Genomic DNA, 17962 nt, shown 5'->3' with positions numbered 1-17962 from the left:
TGCGCTGAAGGTTTCACCGATCCGCTTCCTGGCCGCTATCACACGTCCTAGGTGGCGCTCATATGATCGAAGTTCGGAAAGTGCTCCTTCAATCGCTATATTGTTGAGCGCCACTTCGATGCTCCAGCCCCACTTGCATACAAAGGCAACACACGCTAGCGCTAGCAAATAAACTTTTTTGTGGCCAGCTCAGAGAAATTCCCAAAGGAATTCGAACACCAGTTCGTCAAACTGGTCCTCTGTTTCGCGTCGTAGGCGCTCCATCGACGCCCCCTTCGGTAAGTCCTTCCGCCGATGGACTAACCGATTAATTAACTCATAAAGTTATGAGCACTTTACTGGTCCACCGGACTTCAAAAACTCTATGAACTCGGAGGAGTAGGTATTGCAGTTGACCCCACGTTCCTGCAAGAAATCCTTTTGCATCCCCAGCATCCAGTCAATGGTAGACTCCCACTTATCATTGCCTTGAGTCAAGTTATACAGCGACTCTGTAATACCAAGAAGAGAATTTTCGCGCCAAAAATCAACACCTGCCGAACCTGCAGTCGACTTACTTTCCATTTCCTCTTTCATTTCATTGAACTTAATAAATAGCTCTACAGCCTTTGCCTCCCTCTCACTATCCAAATTTTCTTGCGCCAGCTTTTGACCCTCGTTAAATTGCCACACACTAAAAGAGAGCGCCAACGCTGCCACAACGGCAGTTGCAACAGACGAAACTATGTTAGCGACTTCCAAAGCTTTCCCCACGAAACCAACTCCTAACCACGTTGAACTGAAATCATATTTTTCCTCTTCATCAAGCAATTAGCCAAAATTATAGCTCTAGGCAACAGAGAGGAAAAATTACGGCGATGCGGTTGACTTACTCTTATTTCTCACTGCAAGAGGTTCGTCATCGATCACGCAACATGATTCCAAAAAGCCACCTCCAAGGCAAAGCTTTTGCTCAAGTTACCTGCAGGGCAGGCGAGCATGTGATAGCGGCTTCCAATGGTGTTGCCCAAGAAGGGACCAAGAACAGTCGCGACCTGCAAGGCGGAACATCCGGGCTTAAATACAACCGCCTCTCGAAATGGCCTCCTGCGATGGCCAAAACCGCCTCACCTTGGTTAAGCTACCTCCGCTTAGGCACCCGCAGTGCGGGATATGCGCACAGAGTGGACTAGCTGACTCAAAGTATCTTGGCCAAAACCTTCCGCAGTGAATTGCCCCTCCCCAAGACCCGAACGACGAACCCGCCAGCGCATTACTGGAACCGCAGCAAAACCCAGCGCACTGCCGCGCCCAAGGCAAAGCACAGGCGTCGAACTGCTAGGCCGAACTAAGCTTTTTATCAGGAAGAAGCAAACCATGCCTGTCCCAACCTACGACCAGTTCATCGAGCCCATCCTGCGTTTTCTCGCTGCCCACCCGGAAGGCGCCATCGCGGGCGAGGCCCATGAAGCAGCTGCCTTGACACTTGGTCTGAGCGAGGCACAGCGGCAGGAGACCATCGCCAGCGGCCAAGCTACTTACAAGAACCGCTCCGGCTGGGCGCATGATCGGCTCAAGCGCGCCGGCTATTCCAGCAGCGCAAAGCGTGGCTACTGGCAGCTAACTGACATCGGCCGCGCATTCGCCCAAGCCAACCCTGCCCCGTTGAGCCCAGAGCAGATCGAGCATCTAGCAGTGAACTTCATGAGCGTAAAGCTGAAGACAGCGCCGGATGCCACCTCGCTGGATGAAGGAAATGACGCTCCAGCGCCTATTACCAAGACTGACCTCGCAACTAGCAGCCCGCAGGAGCGCCTGAATCAAGCCATCCTAGAACTGCGCACCAGCGTCGCGGGCGATCTGCTGGACAGTCTGTTGCAAGCGAGCCCGACGCGCTTCGAGCACATCGTACTCGACGTCCTGCACAGCTTGGGCTACGGAGCGAACCGTCAGGCACTGCAGCAGGTCGGCGGTAGTGGTGACGGCGGAATCGACGGCGTGATCTCGCTCGACGCGCTGGGTCTGGAGAAAGTCTACGTGCAGGCCAAGCGCTGGCAGAACACAGTAGGCCGCCCCGATTTGCAGGCGTTCTATGGCGCCCTGGCAGGACAGAAAGCCAAACGCGGCGTATTCATAACTACCTCTGGCTTCACCGCCCAAGCAGTTGAGTTCGCGCTATCGGTCGAAGGGCTTGTACTGGTCGACGGTAAACGCTTGGTCAATCTGATGTTGGATCACGAGGTCGGAGTCAGCTCGCAGCTTTACAAGGTGCCAAGGCTCGACAGCGACTACTTTGATGAGTCGCTTGGCTGAGCTCAAAAATTACTGTCCATCGGAATCCAGGCCACGCAGCGTTCCAACTGGTATTCCAGGCAAGTTGAAAACAAATTATTCACTAGCCAAAACAGATAGATACCGACTTGTTTCAAATTACCCCGGCCCACCAAATCCCAAAGAAGAAGACGCCCTCGGGCGTCTTTTTTTGTGTCTGAATTTTGAGGTGTGCAAGCTCAGAAAATCAGATTTTGCCCCTTTCGCGCAGGGCGTTTCCTCACCCCCTCCACTCACCGATAGACACGATCCTGATGGCCTAAGACTACGCCCTCTATGCTGAAGCCGTAGCCCGGCAGGCGATGTTGATTCAGGCGGTTCGCGCCTTCCTGTGGGAGCGGGTTTACCCGCGAAGAGTCCAACGCGGTGTGGGGAATTGCTGGGAATTTTTTGCCACTACAGGCGTTTCAACCAAGCGCGTTCGTCTCGGTGAAGTGAACTTCACTTTTTCGGCGTGTCAGATTAGTTCCTTGTCGAGCGAACTTCAGAAGAGGTACAGCCTTCAACAGGGTGCAGGTCAGAGTGAAACGCTGACTGGTTCCTGCACTGCGGGAAGTTTCATGCTATTGACGCTTGAGTTGCGTCACAGCCTCTATGAAGCCGTAGTTTCCATGCTAGCTGCCGTGCAGGCGACCACAAGCGCCACGATACAAGCCAGCAAAGCGAATGCCGTGAACACCGCCATCACATGCATGCATGGCATGACATGGTTCCAGGCTCGGGCCACCCCTAAAAAAGCCGCGAACAGCCAACCACTCATAGAGAAAGCCCCCAATAGTGCAAGGCGACCGCGGTCGGAACCTGGTAACAATACGAAAGGGGCTTTCTGCAACAACGGGAAGCCGATGCGATGTAACAGACCACCGTTCAACGTCAGCAGCGCGACAACCGCAACCTTGGCCCAGAGTTTCTGGTTGAGCAAATACGCCGCGCCTTCGAGAAGATACCCCTGAAGTATCAACAGCAGACCACTGCCCCAAAGAGCCAGTAACGCGAGGGTGGCAATTTTCCTGGTTTCTTCCAGGTACTCATGCTTTGCCTGATCCAACGCTTCCTTGCGCCAACTCCAAAGCTTGTGATCGGCAAGCAAGACCCTACCGAGGGCAATACAGGTGGCGAGCAGATGGACATACACGAGGAGCATTTTCAGCATTCTTTTTTGACCTTCTTTTTATATGGACAGTGCTCTCCTTGCGTCCTGGAGTACAAATCTTAATGATACTGATTGGCACCTGCAACATAAAGTTGCAAAAACACTTGGCCAGCATCTTGACGGATCGGTCTACTTTTTATAGGCATCTCAGCTACCCAGGTCACTAGCGCAACCTTTGATCCGTTCCAGTGTGTTCATGCCTCCCCTTTCCACACTTCCGCAGAGACCCGGTTCTGCAAAAGCACCAGCTTGTTTTGCAGCTGCGCGATGTGCGCTTTGTCGGCACGCTGTGCCGAGCGTAGCTCCCGATTTTCCATCTCCCATATCCGCGCCCAACGCGCGTCCTGGCGGCAGGCGAGAACCAGGTGCCAGATTTCTCGCAACCTCAGGTACTGCACCAGGAGCACCACCAAGATTACCCCGATCAACACCAACGCCCCTGTCGAAACCGCTTCAGACATAGTCATGTCCACTTCCTTTCGTGACTTCAATTCATTTCGAATGACAGAATCACGATATGTAGTGTTTGACGACAGGTCTAGAATGTAGACTTATACAGGTAAAGTAATCGCGCACATGGAGAGGGTATGAAACGCAAGCAATCCATCGAGCAGGTACGCTGGGACCTGGCACTTCGCTATCGTTTGATCGAGACCGTTGCCTGGTGGGAAGGCCGGCTGACCACGGGCCACCTGATGCAGAGCTTTGGCATCAGCCGCCAGCAGGCGTCGAAGGACATCAATACCTACATCAGCGAACATGCGCCCAAAAACTTGACATATGACAAGCAGCTCAAGGGCTATGTACCAGGCAAGCACTTCAAACCGCTGTTCATCGATGACAGCGCCAGCGCCTACCTGCACCTGCTTTACCAGAACAATGAGCGAGCTCCGCACATCGATGGGCTGGCACTGGCCTATGCGCATACCCGGGTGCTGGAGGTGCCAGACCGGCCTATACGCCCGGAGGTGCTGCGCCCCTTGCTCAAGGCCTGCCGTGAAGGCCTGCGCCTGGAAACCGAATACGTGTCCTTCAACACCCCTAACGTCGAGGTACGCCTTATCGCTCCGCACACGCTGGTCTACACCGGCATGCGCTGGCACGTGCGGGCTTACTGCGAAAAGAACGGCCAGTATCGCGATTTCGTGCTCAGCCGCCTGCGCGGGCAGCCAGACCTGCTCGACCAATCGCCGAACACGCGCGAGCAGGATGAAGACTGGAATGTCGAGGTGCCCGTGATCTTCGAACCTGACGGGCGATTGAACGCGGCGCAGAAGGCAATCATCGAAACCGACTTCGGCATGACGCAGGGGCAATTGGTGGTGCCCAGCCGCAGGGCACTGGTGAAGTACGTGTTGCAGCGTTACCAGATCGACCACCGCAACCTTGCAGTACTGCCCGAGGCGCAGCAGCTGGTGGTGAGCAACCTCAAGGAACTGAAGCCATGGCTGTTGAATGACTGATTGTCGAATGCCGCGACCAGGGGCTTGATGCCCCCAGTCACTGTATCGTAGTGCTCCTGCGTTCGCTTCATGATTGCCCTTCAGCGAGCAGCGCCTCCGGCATGGCTGGCAGCGGTCGGCTCAGCAACACGCCAACCAGCATCGCGAACAGCAGCGCCGCCACACCAGCGACCTGCAACACGGCTTCGAAGCCCCCGATGAACGCTTGGCGGGCCAAGGGTGCCACCGCTTCCCGCAACCCGGGCTCAAATAACGCCAATGCCGCCTGCAAATCACCAGCGGCAACCCGCGCAGCCATTGCCGCAACCTGGCCCGATTGCCCAGGCGCCACGGCAGCCACGGAGTCATGCAGCAACTGCTCACTACGTGCAGCCAGCACACCACCCAGCCCAGCGATGGCCAGCACGATCGCCCCGAACCGCGTGGTTGTACTCAACCCCGAAGCCATGCCGGTACGCTCACGCGGTACGCAAGCCATGATGTTCTTCTGCGTATCGCCATTCAGCAGCCCGGCGCCAGCACCCAGCACCAGGCTGGCCAGGGCGAACGCACCGTAACCGCCCCGCTGCGTGGCCCAGGCACATAGCAGGTTACCCACCCCGACCAATACCAGGCCAAGTGCGAACACCTGCGCCGGGCTCAAGTGCGCAGCCAGGCGCATGCCCAGGCGTGGCGTAAGCAGCATGGCCACGGCAAACGGCAGCATGCCAGCTCCTGCGGCCAAGGCCGGCAATTGCAGGCCGTTCTGCAGATACAGCGGCAGCAGGGTCATCATCACCTGGGCGCAGGCTGCGTAGGCGAACATGCCCAGCAAGGCGCCGACGAAACGCCCGCTACGCATCAGCCGCAGGTCGATCATCGGTCGTTCCTGGCTGCGCTCGACCATGACGAACAGGCCGAACAGGAAGGCGCTGATCACCAGCCGCCCCAAGGTTTGCGCACTGCCCCAGCCTACCTGGTTGGCATCGATCATCGCCCAGATCAGGTAACCCAGGCTGCCGGCGAAAGTCAGGCTGCCCCATGGGTCGAGCCGGGCCGCAGCGCTGTCACGGGACTCTTCGACACTGTGCAGCACCATCACTGCGAGCACTGCCACCAGCGGCAGGTTGATGTAGAAGATCCAGCGCCAGCCAAGGGTGCTGGCTATCAGCCCGCCCAGCAACGGCGCAAAGGTAATGGTGGCGCCCATGCAGGCGCCCCAGAAGGCCCAGGCGCGCATGCGTTCCTGGGGCTGGTGAAAGCGGTTGCCGATCGCGGCCAGGGCCGAGGTCAGCAGCAACGCCGCACCAACGCCCTTGGCGGCCCTGGCCAAGTCGAGGAACAGCAGGCTTGGCGCCGCGCCACAGGCCAGCGAGGCGACGCCGAACAGGGCCAGGCCGAGCAGCAGCATGCGCCGCCGGCCGAAGCGGTCGGCCAGGCTGCCGGCAGGCAGCAGGCAGGCGGCGAAGGCCAGCAGGTAGGCGCTGACCAGCCATTCGATATCGGCGAACGAGCCGGACAGGTCGCGGGCGATGCTGGGCAGGCTGACCGCGACGATGTTGGTGTCGAGGATGATCAGGGCGCAGACCAAGGAAGCGGTGAGCAGGGTGAAACGCGCAGAGGGCATGGTGAGGCTCCGGAAGCTGAGCTGGTTGGCTTGGAGAGTGCCGTTTAGCTGCAATATCGCCGGGGCTGCTTTGCAGGCATGCCAGCTCCCACAAGTACGGCATCGCTTTCGAAGGTTGTGCTGCACCTGTGGGGGCTGGCTTGCCTGCGATGGGCCGCGAAGTGGTCCCCTGCAATCCCCAGGCAGCCTTTGCCGCCAAGCCACCAGCCTTGTAGTGTTGGCTTCACCATAACGCCGCCGACCCCGAGCTTTGTTAGCCCCGGCGACCCGCGTCATTACCCTGCAGGTAACACCCATGGAAATCCGCCATTTCCGCTACTTCCTCTGCGTCGCCCGCCACGGTCACTTCACCCGCGCCGCCGAGCAACTGGGCATTGCCCCACCCACCCTCAGCCGGCAGATCCAGGATATGGAGCGCGAACTGGGCGTACGCCTGTTCGAGCGCAACCAGCGCGAGGTCAACCTCACCGCCGCCGGCCAGGCCCTGTTTATCGAGGCCGAACATGCCGTGCGCCAGTTCGATGCTGCACAACTGGGCGCGCAACGGGCCGCCCGTGGCGAAAGCGGGCGTATCGAACTCGGCTATGTGGCCTCGGCCGCGTACTCGGGCATGCTCCAGCAGCAGGTCAGCCGCTACAGCGAAACCTGCCCCGGCGTGCGCCTGAACATTCGCGAACTGCCGATGGCCGAACTGCCCGGCATGGTCCGCGATGGCCTGCTCGACCTTGCCTATGTGCGCTCGCCGATGGATCTGCCGGAAGAACTCGAAACCATCGCCTTGCACCAGGAAGGTTTCGTCCTCGCCCTGCCCGCCAGCTCGCGGATCAATGAAGTGCCACAGATACCGGCCTCGCGCCTGGCCAATGAAACCTTCATCCTGCCCGAACAGATCTCCGGCACGCTGGAGGTGGCCGCACAAGGTGGTTTCGTCCCGAGGCTCGGCCCCCAGCCAGGTAGCCTGGTGGCGGTGATCACCCTGGTGTCACTCGGCCAAGGCATCGCAGTGGTACCAGAGTCGGTGGTGCAACGCATCAGCCTGCCGCAGGTGAACTACCGGCGGATTATAGACTGCCAGGCCAGCTCGTGGCTTAGCCTGATCCACCGGCGCTTCGAGAAAGCGCCGGCAGTAATGCGTTATGTGGAAAGCGTGAAGTGCGGCATTTGATGGGTGCTCATGCGCCCTGTTCCTCAGCAGCGCCCAAGGCATAGAACTCATGCAGCTTGGCTTGCAGCAGTGCCTTGTCCGGCAAGCGCGTTTGATACTCCGCAATCAGCGCTGGAGACAAACTGCGATTAAGTGCGTACTCGACCACCTCGTCGTCCCTGCTTGCACATAGCAACACGCCGATGGCAGGGTTTTCATGAGGCTTACGCTCATTGCGATCCAGCGCCTCAAGATAAAAATCGAGCTTGCCCAGGTACTCGGGCTCGAAGCGACCAACCTTCAGTTCGATCGCTACCAGGCAGTTGAGACCACGGTGGAAGAACAGCAAGTCCAGTGCGAAATCCCGGCCGCCAACCTGAAGTGGATATTGAGAGCCGACGAAGCAGAAATCCCGGCCCAGTTCGCTCAGGAACTCTTTTAGCCGGTCTATCAATGCGCCATGCAGGTCTGCTTCGGCATGGTCCCTAGGCAGGCCGAGGAACTCGACCATGTAGGCATCTCGGAAAACCTCCATGGCTGCCGGGTAGTCCTGCCGCAGTGCTGCCGAAGCCCTCGCTGGGCTTGCGACGCTGCGCTCAAAAAGCGAGGCCTTGAATTGCCTTTCCAATTCTCGGCTTGACCACTTTTCCTGTACTGCCATGCGCAGGTAGAACTCGCGCTCCTGGGGAAGCTTGCTCTGGCTGAGGATCGTCAAATTATGAGTCCACGGCAATTGTCTCAGCAGTGCTGAGACTTTCTCATCGTGGCGATACGCCTCATAGAATTGACGCATACGAAACAGGTTAGGCCTGGTAAAACCACGTAGGCCCGGCTGCGTCTGAGCAAGGTGAGCAGCCAGCTGGCTTACCACCGAATCCCCCCATTCAGCCCTCTCCAGCTTTCGACCAATGTAGGCTCCCACCTGCCAGTACAAATCGATCAACTGAGTATTGACCGCCTGCGCCACCCGCTGCCTGGCGCCTTGAATCAACGCCAGCACTTCCTCAAAACGGTCATCCTTTACCAAAGTAAGGGCCGGCGGCGCTTGTGGGTCTTGTTGTTCAGCGCTCATGCATCGACTCCCTTTATGAATTCGAAAGGGAGTCTACGCCCGGTGAGCCGCCGTTCGAGCGTCAACAACACCGAACAAGTGTTTCAAAAAAACAAAGGGCACCATCCACTGGTGCCCTTTGCCCTACCGCCAGGTGACCTCAATCACCCCATCGAGCGCACCCCCACCGGTTGCGCGTTGCCCCGCGTGGTCACGATCCCCAGGAAGGAAATCACGATCGCCAGGCCCAATGTCGAACTCACTTCTGCCCGGTGTTCAGGCGTGTACATCATTACCGCCAATGCCCCGCCAATGAACAGGATCACCGCCCAGGTCAGGTACGGGAAAAGCCACATGCGGAACTTCAGCTCGGTGTTTTCCCGCTCCAGGCGGCGGCGCATGCGCAGCTGCGAAATGGCGATGACCATGTACACCAGCAAGGCAATGGCGCCGGAGCTGGCCAGCAGGAACTCGAACACGCCCTTCGGCGCGAAGTAGTTGAGGATGGCAATGGCCGCGCCGATCAGAGTGCTGCCGAACACCGCAGCACGCGGTACACCCACCTTGGAGGTCTTGTTGAGCATGGCCGGCGCATCACCGCGCTTGGCCAGCGAGTACATCATCCGCGAGGCGATGTAGATCGACGAGTTCATGCAGCTGGTCACTGCCACCAGCACCACCAGGTCGACCATGAAGGCAGCGTTGGGGATGTTCATGATCTCCAGCGCACGCTGGTAGGAGCCCACCACCGCCAGCTGCGGGTCGTTCCACGGCACCACCGAAATGATCACGAAGATCGACAGGATGTAGAAGGTGCTGATGCGCCAGATCACCGAGCGAGTAGCCTTGGCGATGTTGCGCGACGGGTCGCTGGATTCGGAAGCTGCGATGGTCACCGCTTCGGTGCCGATGAAGCTGAACATCACGGTAATGAACGCACCGACCACGGCCGACCAGCCCTTCGGCGCGAAGCCGCCGTGCTCGGCCATCAGGCCGCTCAGGCCGCTGACCTCGCGGTTGGGCAGCCAGCCCATCAGCGCAGCGAAGCCCAGGCCGATGAAGCCGAGAATGGCCGTGACCTTGAGGATGGCGAACCAGAACTCGAACTCACCGTACTTGGCCACGCTGAACAGGTTGGTACCGGCCAGCAGCAGCACCGAGGCCAGGGCGAAGATCCAGCTGTCCACCTGCGGGAACCAGGCATTCAGAACATGCCCGGCGGCCAGTGCTTCGATCGGGATTACCAGTACCCAGAACCACCAGTACAACCAGCCGATGGTATAGCCGGCCCAGCGGCCGATGGCCTGCTCGGCGTAGGTGGAAAACGATCCGGTGTCCGGGTGTGCCACGGCCATTTCGCCGAGCATGCGCATGACCAGTACCACCAGGGTCCCGGCCACGAAATAGGAAATTATGGTAGCTGGCCCAGCTGCCGCGATGGCGTGGCCAGAGCCGACGAAAAGTCCGGCGCCGATGATGCCGGCGATGGACAGCATCGTTACATGACGTGGCTTGAAACCTTGTGCAAGGTTGCCATCAGATCCCACGGTGTTCATTGATGTTGTTCTCTTTTTGCTGACACAAGGATGGACGGGCAGGCGTAGGCGAAAATATCTCCTTTGAAATCAATAAGTCGACAGGTTGCTCGCGCTCTGTTGTTGATATTTGGCACGCGTCACAGAGCAACGTGTCAGCGCAGGTCGGGCTTCATTTAAGCCCCCCAGGGCTGCGGGAAATTACACGAGAACGCCCCGGAACTGTTCGATCACGACAGGGCGTTTCCATTAACGCCGGATGTCGCGAATGGCATGCCCGATCGCGCCACCGGGCCGTCTGGAGCTTTTGTTTTTCATTTGGGTGTGCTGTGGCTGTACTGGCCCTTTCGCGGGCTCGCCCGCTCCCACAGGTACTCCACACCCCTCAAACCTGTGGTGCACCTGTGGGAGCGGGCAAGCCCGCGAAGAGGCCAGCAGTCTTAACGCACCAGGCAAGGTCGCTTGTTATCGAAGCTCCACCCCGGAACCAGGAACTGCATCGCCACGCTGTCGTCCCGCGCGCCCAACCCCATGTTGCGGTAGCACTCATGGGCCTTGGCCAATTGGTCTTCATCCAGTTCCACCCCCAGCCCCGGCCGTGCCGGCACGTGCACATGCCCGTCGACGATGCGCAGCGGTTCGCGGGTCAGGCGCTGGCCGTCCTGCCAGATCCAGTGGGTGTCGATCGCAGTGATTTCACCCGGTGCCGCAGCTGCTACCTGGGTGAACATCGCCAGCGAGATATCGAAGTGGTTGTTGGAATGCGAGCCCCAGGTCAGCCCCCAGTCGTTGCACATCTGCGCCACCCGGACCGAACCCTGCAGTGTCCAGAAGTGCGGGTCGGCCAGCGGAATGTCCACCGACTGCAGCTGGATCGCATGGCCCATCTGCCGCCAGTCGGTGGCGATCATGTTGGTGGCGGTGGGCAGGCCGGTGGCGCGACGGAACTCGGCCATCACCTCACGGCCCGAGTAGCCGTTCTCGGCACCGCATGGGTCTTCGGCGTAGGCCAGCACATCGTGCTTGTCGCGGCACAGGGCAATGGCCTCCTTCAATGACCAGGCACCATTCGGGTCGAGGGTGATGCGTGCTTCGGGGAAACGTTCGGCCAGTGCCGTTACCGCTTCCATCTCCTCCTCGCCGCGCAACACCCCGCCCTTGAGCTTGAAGTCGCTGAAGCCATAGCGCGCCTTGGCGGCCTCGGCCAGGCGCACCACCGCGTCCGCGGTCAGGGCCTTTTCGTGGCGCAGGCGGAACCAGTCGTCCTCGGCATCGGCTTCGTTGCGGTAGGCCAGGTCGGTCTGCTGGCGGTCGCCGATGTAGAACAGGTAACCGAGCATCTTCACCGCTTCGCGCTGCTGCCCTTCGCCCAGCAGTGCGGCCATCGGCACATCCAGATGCTGGCCGAGCAGGTCGAGCAGCGCCGACTCGATGGCCGTCACCGCATGCACGGTGATGCGCAGGTCGAAGGTCTGCAGGCCACGACCAGCCGAATCACGGTTGGCGAAGGTCTGGCGCATGGCATTGAGCACGCGCTGGTAATGGCCGATCGGCTGGCCGATCACCAGGCTGCGGGCGTCTTCCAGGGTCTGGCGGATCTTCTCGCCGCCGGGCACCTCGCCCAGCCCGGTCTTGCCGGCACTGTCGCGCAGCACCACCACGTTGCGGGTAAAGAACGGGCCATGGGCACCACTGAGATTTAGCAGCATGCTGTCGTGCCCGGCGACGGGGATCACGCGCAGGTCGGTGACCACGGGGGTGCTGGTGTGAAGGGTCTGCATGTTCATGGTTGTTGTCTCGCGGTCATCAATGGCTCTGACCCAGGGCCGAGGGGGCCTTGAGGTCATCGGAAGGGACGCCCTTTGGGCGAGTGCGTACGAAGAAGATGGCAATGGCCGCCAGCACCGAGGTCACCGCCAGGCCGTACAGGCCGCCCTGGATCGAGCCGGTCTGCTGCTCCAGCAGGCCGAAGGTGGTTGGGGCGACGAAGCCGCCGAGGTTGCCGACCGAGTTGATCAACGCGATCACCGCAGCGGCGATGCGGGCATCCAGGTAGCCCTGCGGGATCGGCCAGAACAGTGACGACGCCGACTTGAAACCGATGGCCGCGAAGCACACCGCGACAAAGGCGAAAACAGGCCCACCCGTGGTGGACATGAACATGCCGATGGCTGCGATTACCAGCGCACCTGCCACCCAGGCCTGCTGGAACTTCCAGCGCGCCGAACCGGCGGCGAAGGCATACATGGCCAGAATCGAAATCAGCCACGGGATTGAGTTGAAGAAGCCGACCTGCAGGTCGCTCAGGTCACCCATGCGCTTGATGATGCTCGGCAGCCAGAACGTGGCGGCATAGATGGTCAGCTGAATGCAGAAGTAGATCAGGCAGAACAGCAGGATCTGGCGGTCCTTGAGCAGGCTCCAGGCCGATGGCCTGACCGCGCCGACCGCTTCGCGCTCAAGCTGCTCGCGATCGATGGCGGCCACCAGTGCATCCTGCTCGGCCTGACTCAGCCACTTGGCGTCCTGCGGCCTGGAGTCGAGCCAGAAGAACACGAAGAAGCACAGCGTCACCGAGGCCATGCCTTCGATGAACAGCATCCACTGCCAGCCATGCAGGCCCAGGCCTTGAATCTGCATAAGTGCACCGGCCAACGGCCCGGAAATCAGCGACGCCAATGCCGAACCACTGAGGAAGATGGCAATCGCCTTGCCACGCTCGGCGGCCGGCAGCCAGCGGGTGAAGTAGTAGATCACCCCGGGGAAGAAGCCCGCTTCGGCAACGCCCAGCAGAAAGCGCAGCACGTAGAACTGGGTTTCGTTCTGCACGAAGGCCATGGCCGTGGCCACCAGCCCCCAGGTGAACATGATGCGGGTCAGCCACAGCCGTGCACCGACCTTCTGCAGCAGCATGTTCGAGGGCACCTCGAACAACGCGTAGCCGATGAAGAACAGGCCGGCGCCAAAGCCATAGGCCGCCGCGCTGATGCCCAGGTCGCTTTCCAGATGCGGGCGGACGAAGCCGATGTTGACGCGGTCCAGGTAGTTGACGATGAACATGATGACGAACAGCGGCAGGACGTGGCGCTTGACCTTGGCCACAGCACTGGCCAGGGCGTCGCCTTCATTTCGGGCAGACGGAGCGAGGGTATCGTTCACTTGCGGATCTCCCACTAATTGTTTTTGTGCGGGTCGAGGTTGTCTGACATGGCAGTGGGGAGGAGCATATGCGCAGCTTAGTTGTACGACAAGATGAGCAAGATCGGCAAAATCGCAAAATACAAGCTACTACAATGCCTATATGCTCATATCTTGCAAAAACCTACAGGCTACTGGTGGGCTTGAGCGTCAGAAAAATCGGCAAAAAATATTTTCATCGATTAACTTGTCGTACAAGCACAACAACAATCGGACCCCGCCATGGCCATCGAACAAGCTCACAAACGCGGCCACAGCCGCGCCCATGACCTGGTCTCCAGCCTGACGCAACAGATCCTGCTGGGTACCTTCAAGCCAGGCGACAAGTTGCCCTCGGAGAACAGCCTGGTGCGCGAGCATGGGGTCAGCCGCACCGTGGTTCGCGAGGCCTTGTCCAAACTGCAGGCCTCGGGGCTGGTTGAGCCACGCCACGGTATCGGTACGTTCGTGATGGAGCGCCAGGCCCAGGCCGGCCTGCGCATCGCGGCGGAAAGCGCAGCCAATGTGCGCGACCTGCTGGAACTGCGCATCGGCCTGGAAGGCCAGGCCGCCGCCCTGGCCGCGCTACGCCGTGACGAGGGGCACTTGGCGCGCATGCGTCAGGCGCTGGATGACTACCAGGACCTGGCCGCCGCTGGTGACAGCTGTATCGAGGCCGACCGGCGCTTTCACCTACTGATTGCCGAGGCCACTGGCAACCTGTACTTCACTGAAATGCTGTTGCAGCTGGGCAACGGCCTGATCCCGCGCAATCGCATGGCCCTGGCCGAACGCAGCGGGGCGAAGCTGGCGCGGCAGGCATACCTGGCCAACCTCGAGCATGAGGCGATCCTCAATGCCATCCGCCGGCGGGACCCGGACGCGGCGCGGGCGGCGGTGTGCCTGCACCTGTCCAATAGCCGCGACCGACTACTGCCCGAACAGGCCTGACACGATCCCCTGTAGGAGCGGCCTTGTGTCGCGAAGGGCTGCACAGCAGCCCCAGGATTTCAGCGATGATGCAAAAATTGCTGGGGCCGCTTCGCAGCCCTTTCGCGACACAAGGCCGCTCCTACAAAGAGAACCGCGTCGGGCCCTGGTTACCAGGTCAGGCAGATCTTGCCGAAATGCCGGTTGCTCTCCTGATAACGGAATGCGTCGACGATCTGCTCCAGCTCGAAATGCTTGTCCACCACTGGCCGCAGGCCGTTGGCATCGATTGCCCGCACCATCGCCTGTTGCTGGGCGCGGCTGCCAACCAGCACGCCCTGCAGACGAATCTGCCGTACCAGCGCCTGCACCAGCGGCAACTGCCCGGCCACGCCGGTGAGGATACCGATCAACGACACATGTCCACCAATGCGCGCGGCAATCATCGATTGCTCCAGCGTCGCCGGGCCACCTACTTCGATCACATGGTCGACACCGCGGTTGCCAGTCAGCTCGCGCACTTTCTCACCCCAGGCCGCAGTGCTCTTGTAGTTGATCAGGTGATCGGCACCCAAGGCCTTCAGGCGCTCCAGTTTGGCGTCGCTGGAAGAGGTGGCGATCACCGTCGCGCCGGCCAGCTTGGCAAACTGCAGCGCGAAGATCGACACACCGCCAGTGCCCTGCACCAGCACCGTATCGCCAGGCTTGAGGTGGTCGTCGCTCATCAACGCACGCCAGGCCGTGAGACCGGCCGTGGTCAGCGTGGCAGCTTCAGCATGGCTGAAGCCCTTGGGCGCCAGGGTGAAGGCAGTGGCGCGAGCGGTGACCTGTTCACGGGCGTAACCATCGATACCGTCGCCGGGCACCCTGGCAAAGCCTTCCACATTGGCCTGGCCGTCGAGCCAGTCGGGGAAGAAGGTACTGACCACATTGTCGCCAACCTGGAACTCGGTGACGCCGCTACCCACCGCGACCACCTCGCCTGCGCCATCGGCCATGGGGATGCGCCGCTCGCTCGGGCCCCACATGCCGCTGACAACGGCGAAATCGTGGTAGTTGAGAGAGCTGGCATGCAGGCGCACGGTGATCTCGCCGGCCTGGGGTGCAGAGGCTTCGCAGGTGCCGACCTCGACCTTGTCGTAGCCGCCGCCGGGTTGTACGTAGATGGCCTTGCTGGTCATGGGTGGGTCTCCGTTCAGGAATAGATTGGGGTTCAGCATAGACAGGTCCGGCCTCTTCGCGGGTGAACCCGCTCCCACAGGTTAAGTGCTGGACCTGAGCTCGGTGCGGTCCCTGTGGGAGCGGGTTTACCCGCGAAGAGGCCCGCACAGGCGACACAAAAACTCAGCCCAGCATCACCTTCAATGCCCGGCAATCGGCCGCATGCCAATCCACCAGCTCCGGCCACGGATTGTCCGGCAGGTTCACCAGCACCGTGCGCGCCCCCGCAGCCCGCCCACAGTCAAGGTCAAACCGGTAATCCCCCACCATCACCAGATCACCTGGTGCCACACCCCAGGCATTGGCAATTTTCAGCAGCCCATCCGGGCTTGGTTTGGGCGCCGCTTCGTCACGCCCGAGAATGTGCTCCACCGCAAAGCAGTCCGCCAGGCCGATGGCCTCCAGCGTCACATGCGCCAGCTCGCGGGCATTGCGGGTCAAAATGCCCAGCCGGCAACCACGCTCGGCCAGTTCGCGCACCAGCTCCACCGCCCCGGCGGCCGCTGTGGAGGCAATTGCCAGATCACGCTCATGCTCCAGCAGCCAGGCATGCTTGGCCGCCGCTTCGTCCGCTGGCAAGGCTGCCAGGTGGGTGAGGATGTCGTGCTCGGCCGGGATATCCAGCGCCACCCGGATAGCGGCAAAATCGTGCACGGCCACGGTCAGGGTGCCGTCCATGTCGAACACCCAGTTGCGCAGCTCGCCCAGGCTCATGCCCAGTCCTTGCGGTGGCGAATCAGGCCTTCCTGGCACGACGACGCCACCAGTTGCCCGGCCTGATTGAAGATGCTGCCGCGGCAGAAGCCGCGGGCATTGCCTGCCCAAGGGCTGTCGGTGGCGTACAGCAGCCACTCATCGGCACGCAGGTTGCCATGGAACCACAGCGAATGGTCGAGGCTGGCGATCTGCATGTCACGCTGCCACACCGATTTGCCATGGGGCAGCAACGCAGTGGTCAGCAGGCCGAAGTCCGAGGCGTAGGCCAGCATGTATTTGTGCAGGGCGGGGATATCGGGCAGGTTGCCGTCGGCGCGGAACCAGGCGTACTTCACCGGGTCGCCAGGCTTGGGGTTGAACGGGTCGCGCTCGGTGACCGGGCGTATCTCGATCGGCTTGGCGCACAGCACCTTGTCGCGAATGCGCTCGGGCAACTGGTCGGCCATGGCCCGGGCCAGCTCGACTTCAGTTGGCAGGTTCTCCGGGCCGACCACCTCGGGCATCTGCGCCTGGTGCCCGAAACCTTCCTCGTCATACTGGAACGAGGCGCTGCAGGTGAAGATCGGCTGGCCCTTCTGAATCGCGGTCACCCGCCGGGTGCTGAAGCTGCCGCCATCGCGCACGCGGTCCACCGAATACACCACCGGCAGGCTGGCATCGCCAGGGCGCAGGAAGTAGCCGTGCAACGAATGCACATGGCGTGCATCCTCGACCGTCTGGCTGGCCGCCGACAACGATTGGCCCAGTACCTGCCCGCCGTACAGCTGGCGGAAGCCCAGGTCCTGGCTGCGTCCACGGAACAGGTTCTCCTCGATGGACTCGAGGCTCAACAGGTCGACCAGGTCGTCCAACACATGACTCATCGGGGTTCTCCTAGCAAGGCAACACATTTCTACAGCACACTTGTGAAGGCAAATGATACAGGGTTTGTCATAGGCGCCGGGCATGGCCATGCATTCAGGCGCGCAGGGTACGCTCCCAGTGAGCGCGGTCGATGCGGTACAGCACATGCGGGCGCAGCGGATGGCCCACAGGCAGGCGGGGGTGTTCGAAACTGCCATTCAGGTCCTGCTGCATACCGATGGCCTGCATGACCTTCTGCGACGGCAGGTTGCTCTCGCTGGTGAACGACACCACCTCGTCCAGGCGCAATTGGGCGAAAGCACAGCGCAGGCAGGTCCACGCCGCCTCGCTGGCGAAACCCAGGCCCCAGTGACGGCGTGCCAGGCGCCAGCCGATCTCCACCGCCGGCGTGAAATCGGCATCGAACCCCACGTGCAGCAACCCGGTCATGCCGATGAAGGCACCGCTGTCCTTGCGCTCCAGGGCCCACAAACCAAAGCCGTACTCATTGAAATGCCCGCGCACACGGCCGATCAGCGCGGCTGCCTCCAGGCGTGTCAGCGGTGCCGGGAAGTAGCGCATCACCTGCGGGTCGGCACACAGGGCGGCGAACTCGCGCAGGTCGTCGTCGTGCCATTGGCGCAGAACCAGCCGCGCGCTTTCCAGTTGCAGGATTGGGGTCATGGGGCGTGCTCCGGTTTTACCGCCTTGCAGTTTACAGCGTAGGCGCGGGTGCGGGTTTCACCCAGCCGGCGCGCCCGAATGCAATTTTCACACGCCCTTCACCGCCCCCCGACAGGCCAGTTGGCAGG

At 60.8% G+C, this 17962-nt stretch carries 16 protein-coding genes; 4 read left to right on the top strand and 12 right to left on the bottom strand.

Annotation, left to right across the window (positions count from 1 at the left end; genetic code table 11):
• Positions 1–324: 324 nt before the first annotated feature.
• The gene (locus J5M58_RS04175) at positions 325–810 is read right to left on the bottom strand and encodes a hypothetical protein (RefSeq protein WP_207877259.1); all 486 of its coding nucleotides are present in this window, start codon (positions 808–810) and stop codon (positions 325–327) included.
• A gap of 546 nt (positions 811–1356) precedes the next feature.
• Between J5M58_RS04175 and J5M58_RS04170 the strand changes: the two genes are divergently transcribed.
• Entirely contained in the window at positions 1357–2292 is a 936-nt protein-coding gene (locus J5M58_RS04170; RefSeq protein WP_207877257.1) for a restriction endonuclease, read from the top strand.
• Positions 2293–2902: 610 nt separating this feature from the next.
• On the opposite strand, the gene J5M58_RS04165 is transcribed toward J5M58_RS04170, so the two are convergent.
• Both J5M58_RS04165 and J5M58_RS04160 read right to left on the bottom strand, forming a co-directional pair.
• On the bottom strand, positions 2903–3463 hold the full coding sequence (locus J5M58_RS04165) for a hypothetical protein (RefSeq protein ID WP_112253579.1): 561 nt from the start codon (positions 3461–3463) through the stop codon (positions 2903–2905).
• Between the two features lie 194 nt (positions 3464–3657).
• Entirely contained in the window at positions 3658–3930 is a 273-nt protein-coding gene (locus J5M58_RS04160) for a hypothetical protein (protein WP_112253580.1), read from the bottom strand.
• Positions 3931–4050: 120 nt separating this feature from the next.
• On the opposite strand from J5M58_RS04160, the gene J5M58_RS04155 reads away from it, so the two are divergent.
• Positions 4051–4926 carry a WYL domain-containing protein gene (locus J5M58_RS04155; protein WP_207877255.1) on the top strand — a complete coding sequence of 292 codons (876 nt, stop codon included), beginning with the start codon at positions 4051–4053 and terminating at the stop codon, positions 4924–4926.
• 67 nt (positions 4927–4993) lie between these two features.
• On the opposite strand, the gene J5M58_RS04150 is transcribed toward J5M58_RS04155, so the two are convergent.
• Complete coding sequence (locus J5M58_RS04150) at positions 4994–6532, bottom strand: MFS transporter (RefSeq protein WP_207877251.1); 1539 nt, start codon at positions 6530–6532, stop codon at positions 4994–4996.
• Positions 6533–6827: 295 nt separating this feature from the next.
• Here J5M58_RS04150 and J5M58_RS04145 point away from each other — a divergent pair, with 295 nt between their 5' ends.
• A complete protein-coding gene (locus J5M58_RS04145) occupies positions 6828–7697 on the top strand; it encodes a LysR family transcriptional regulator (RefSeq protein ID WP_207877249.1) in 870 nt (289 codons plus the stop codon).
• Positions 7698–7704: 7 nt separating this feature from the next.
• Here the strand turns inward: J5M58_RS04145 and J5M58_RS04140 are convergent, their stop codons facing one another.
• From J5M58_RS04140 to J5M58_RS04125, 4 genes are all read right to left on the bottom strand, one after another.
• Complete coding sequence (locus tag J5M58_RS04140) at positions 7705–8748, bottom strand: YhcG family protein (RefSeq protein ID WP_207877247.1); 1044 nt, start codon at positions 8746–8748, stop codon at positions 7705–7707.
• A gap of 143 nt (positions 8749–8891) precedes the next feature.
• Complete coding sequence (gabP, locus tag J5M58_RS04135; RefSeq protein WP_112253584.1) at positions 8892–10283, bottom strand: GABA permease; 1392 nt, start codon at positions 10281–10283, stop codon at positions 8892–8894.
• Positions 10284–10702: 419 nt separating this feature from the next.
• Positions 10703–12049, bottom strand: a complete 1347-nt coding sequence (gene gudD, locus J5M58_RS04130; RefSeq protein WP_112253585.1) for a glucarate dehydratase — start codon at positions 12047–12049, stop codon at positions 10703–10705.
• Between the two features lie 19 nt (positions 12050–12068).
• Positions 12069–13421 carry an MFS transporter gene (locus J5M58_RS04125; RefSeq protein WP_112253586.1) on the bottom strand — a complete coding sequence of 451 codons (1353 nt, stop codon included), beginning with the start codon at positions 13419–13421 and terminating at the stop codon, positions 12069–12071.
• A gap of 261 nt (positions 13422–13682) precedes the next feature.
• On the opposite strand from J5M58_RS04125, the gene J5M58_RS04120 reads away from it, so the two are divergent.
• On the top strand, positions 13683–14390 hold the full coding sequence (locus J5M58_RS04120) for a FadR/GntR family transcriptional regulator (RefSeq protein WP_112253587.1): 708 nt from the start codon (positions 13683–13685) through the stop codon (positions 14388–14390).
• Between the two features lie 149 nt (positions 14391–14539).
• Here J5M58_RS04120 and J5M58_RS04115 read toward each other — a convergent pair whose 3' ends face one another.
• From J5M58_RS04115 to J5M58_RS04100, 4 genes are all read right to left on the bottom strand, one after another.
• A complete protein-coding gene (locus J5M58_RS04115; RefSeq protein WP_112253588.1) occupies positions 14540–15550 on the bottom strand; it encodes an NAD(P)-dependent alcohol dehydrogenase in 1011 nt (336 codons plus the stop codon).
• A gap of 163 nt (positions 15551–15713) precedes the next feature.
• Complete coding sequence (locus J5M58_RS04110) at positions 15714–16304, bottom strand: HAD family hydrolase (protein ID WP_207877245.1); 591 nt, start codon at positions 16302–16304, stop codon at positions 15714–15716.
• Entirely contained in the window at positions 16301–17170 is an 870-nt protein-coding gene (gene tesB / locus J5M58_RS04105; RefSeq protein WP_112253590.1) for an acyl-CoA thioesterase II, read from the bottom strand. Before tesB ends, J5M58_RS04110 begins: the two co-directional genes overlap by 4 nt.
• A 94-nt stretch (positions 17171–17264) precedes the next feature.
• Positions 17265–17834, bottom strand: coding sequence for a GNAT family N-acetyltransferase (locus J5M58_RS04100; protein WP_112253591.1), 570 nt, complete (start codon positions 17832–17834; stop codon positions 17265–17267).
• Between the last annotated feature and the right edge of the window lie 128 nt (positions 17835–17962).

Origin of the sequence: Pseudomonas sp. 32_A (genome assembly GCF_017490905.1) — a bacterium.
Taxonomy (GTDB): Bacteria; Pseudomonadota; Gammaproteobacteria; order Pseudomonadales; family Pseudomonadaceae; genus Aquipseudomonas; species Aquipseudomonas inefficax.
The sequence above is the reverse complement of the archived record's forward strand: the minus strand, read 5'-3'. Positions and strand labels throughout refer to the sequence as shown.